The following is a 2,700-nucleotide window of genomic DNA, read 5'->3' as shown; positions in this document are numbered from 1 at the left end:
GCGCTGCCGATGATGATGACGGCGGCCGGCACTGTTCCTGCCGCCAAGGTGTTCATCATGGGCGTCGGCGTTGCCGGCCTGCAGGCGATCGCCACCGCGCGCCGGCTCGGCGCGGTCGTCACCGCGACCGACGTTCGCCCCGCCGCCAAGGAACAGGTCGCCTCGCTTGGCGCAAAGTTCCTCGCCGTCGAGGACGAGGAGTTCAAGGCGGCCGAGACCGCCGGCGGCTACGCCAAGGAGATGTCCAAGGAGTACCAGGCCAAGCAGGCGGCGCTGACCGCCGAGCACATCGCCAAGCAGGACATCGTCATCACCACGGCGCTGATCCCCGGCCGCCCGGCGCCGAGGCTGGTGTCGGCTGACATGGTCGCCTCGATGAAGCCCGGTTCGGTGATCGTCGATCTTGCTGTGGAGCGCGGCGGCAATGTCGAGGGCGCCGAGGCGGGCAAGATTGTGACGACGGCCAACGGCGTCAAGATCGTCGGCCATCTCAACGTGCCGGGCCGCGTCGCGGCCTCCGCTTCGCTGCTCTACGCCAGGAACCTTTTTGCTTTCCTCGAGACGCTGGTCGACAAGGCGACGAAGACGCTTGCGATCAACCGCGACGACGACCTGGTCAAGGCGACCATGCTGACCGACGGCGGCAAGATCGTCCATCCGGCCTTCGCCAAGGCCGACCAGCAGCCGCCAAAGGGCCAATATATCGAACCGCCCGCGATACCGGCCAGCACAATGGTCGCCGATGCTTCGGCGCCCAAGCAAGCCGCGCCCAGGAAAGCTGCCGCATCCAAGCCCTCGCCGCCCAAGTCGCCCCCGCCGCCCAAGTCGCCCTCGCCAAAGTCGCCCTCGCCCAAGCCGAAAGGGACCGCGTGATGGACCAGACCTTGCAGAAAGCCCTCGACCAGCTCGACCAGGCAAGTGCTGCCGTCCGGCTGGCGGTGCAGAACCTGGCAAATGCTCCCGGAGGCGCTGAGGCGGCCGGCGACGCCGCACACGCGCTGTCGGGCGGCGCCATCGATCCCTTCGTCTTCCGCCTGGCCATCTTCGTGCTGGCGATCTTCGTCGGCTATTACGTCGTCTGGTCGGTGACGCCTGCGCTGCACACGCCGCTGATGGCCGTCACCAACGCCATCTCCTCGGTCATCGTCGTCGGCGCGCTGCTTGCCGTCGGCATCGCCGCCTCCGGCGTCGCCGCGGGCTTCGGCTTCGTCGCGCTGATGCTGGTGTCGGTCAACATCTTCGGCGGCTTCCTCGTCACCCAGCGCATGCTGGCAATGTACAAGAAGAAGGACAAGTGACGTGACCGTCAATCTCGCCTCCTTCCTCTATCTGGTCTCCGGCATTCTGTTCATCCTGGCGTTGCGTGGTCTGTCGCACCCGACCACCAGCCGGCAAGGCAATCTCTACGGCATGATCGGCATGGGCATTGCCATCGCCACCACGCTGGCGCTGGCCACGCCATCGGCTGGACGCTTCGGCCTGATCGTGCTCGGCCTTGCCATCGGCGGCGGCGTCGGCGCCGTCACGGCCAGGCGCATCGCCATGACCTCGATGCCGCAACTGGTCGCCGCCTTCCACTCGCTCGTCGGCCTTGCCGCCGTGATGGTGGCGGCCGCCGCCATCTATGCGCCGGAAAGCTTCGGCATCGGCACGGCGGGCGACATCCACGCCCAGGCGCTGGTCGAAATGAGCCTGGGTGTGGCCATCGGCGCCATCACCTTCACCGGCTCGGTCATCGCCTTCCTGAAGCTTGACGGGCGTATGTCCGGCAAGCCGATAATGATCGGCGGCCGCCATTTCATCAACATCGCGCTTGGCATCGCCTTGGTCGTGCTGATCGTGCTTTTGGTCACCACCGAATCGAAGCTCGTCTTCTGGCTCATCGTTGCCGCATCGCTGGTGCTGGGCGTGCTGCTCATCATCCCCATCGGCGGCGCCGACATGCCGGTCGTGGTGTCGATGCTGAATTCCTATTCCGGCTGGGCGGCCGCGGCTCTGGGCTTCACGCTCGGCAATCTGGCGCTGATCATCACCGGCGCCCTGGTCGGCTCGTCGGGTGCCATCCTGTCCTACATCATGTGCAAGGGCATGAACCGCTCCTTCATCTCCGTCATCCTCGGCGGCTTCGGTGGTGAGACCGCAGCCGCGGGCGCTGATGATGGGATCGAGCGCACGGTCAAGCAGGGCTCGGCCGACGATGCGGCCTATCTGATGATGAACGCGCAGAAGGTCATCATCGTGCCTGGCTACGGCATGGCCGTCGCCCAGGCGCAGCACGCACTGCGCGAGATGGCCGACAAGCTCAAGGCCAATGGCGTCGACGTCAAATACGCCATCCACCCCGTGGCCGGCCGCATGCCGGGCCACATGAACGTGCTCTTGGCCGAAGCCAACGTGCCTTACGACGAAGTGTTCGAGCTCGAGGACATCAATTCCGAATTCGCGCAGGCCGACGTCGCCTATGTCATCGGCGCCAACGACGTCACCAACCCGTCCGCGCGGGATGACAAGAGCTCACCTATTTACGGTATGCCGATCCTCGACGTCGACAAGGCGCGCACCTGCCTGTTCGTCAAGCGCTCGCTCGGCTCCGGCTATGCCGGCATCGACAACACGCTGTTCTACAAGGACGGCACCATGATGCTGCTCGGCGACGCCAAGAAGATGACCGAGGAAATCGTCAAGGCCATGGATCACTGA

General features: G+C 65.6%; 2 protein-coding genes and 1 pseudogene. All 3 read left to right on the top strand.

What is annotated here, in order from left to right; translation table 11 throughout:
- A pseudogene (locus LB545_RS30695) lies at positions 1-873 on the top strand (NAD(P)(+) transhydrogenase (Re/Si-specific) subunit alpha); the annotation flags it as partial.
- The gene (locus tag LB545_RS30690; protein ID WP_140512858.1) at positions 873-1,298 is read left to right on the top strand and encodes an NAD(P) transhydrogenase subunit alpha; all 426 of its coding nucleotides are present in this window, start codon (positions 873-875) and stop codon (positions 1,296-1,298) included. The pseudogene LB545_RS30695 and the gene LB545_RS30690, both read left to right, overlap by 1 nt.
- A 1-nt stretch (position 1,299) precedes the next feature.
- On the top strand, positions 1,300-2,700 hold the full coding sequence (locus LB545_RS30685) for an NAD(P)(+) transhydrogenase (Re/Si-specific) subunit beta (RefSeq protein WP_140512860.1): 1,401 nt from the start codon (positions 1,300-1,302) through the stop codon (positions 2,698-2,700).

It is taken from the genome of Mesorhizobium sp. BR1-1-6, assembly GCF_020165355.1.
Taxonomy (GTDB): Bacteria; Pseudomonadota; Alphaproteobacteria; order Rhizobiales; family Rhizobiaceae; genus Mesorhizobium.
The sequence above is the reverse complement of the archived record's forward strand: the minus strand, read 5'-3'. Positions and strand labels throughout refer to the sequence as shown.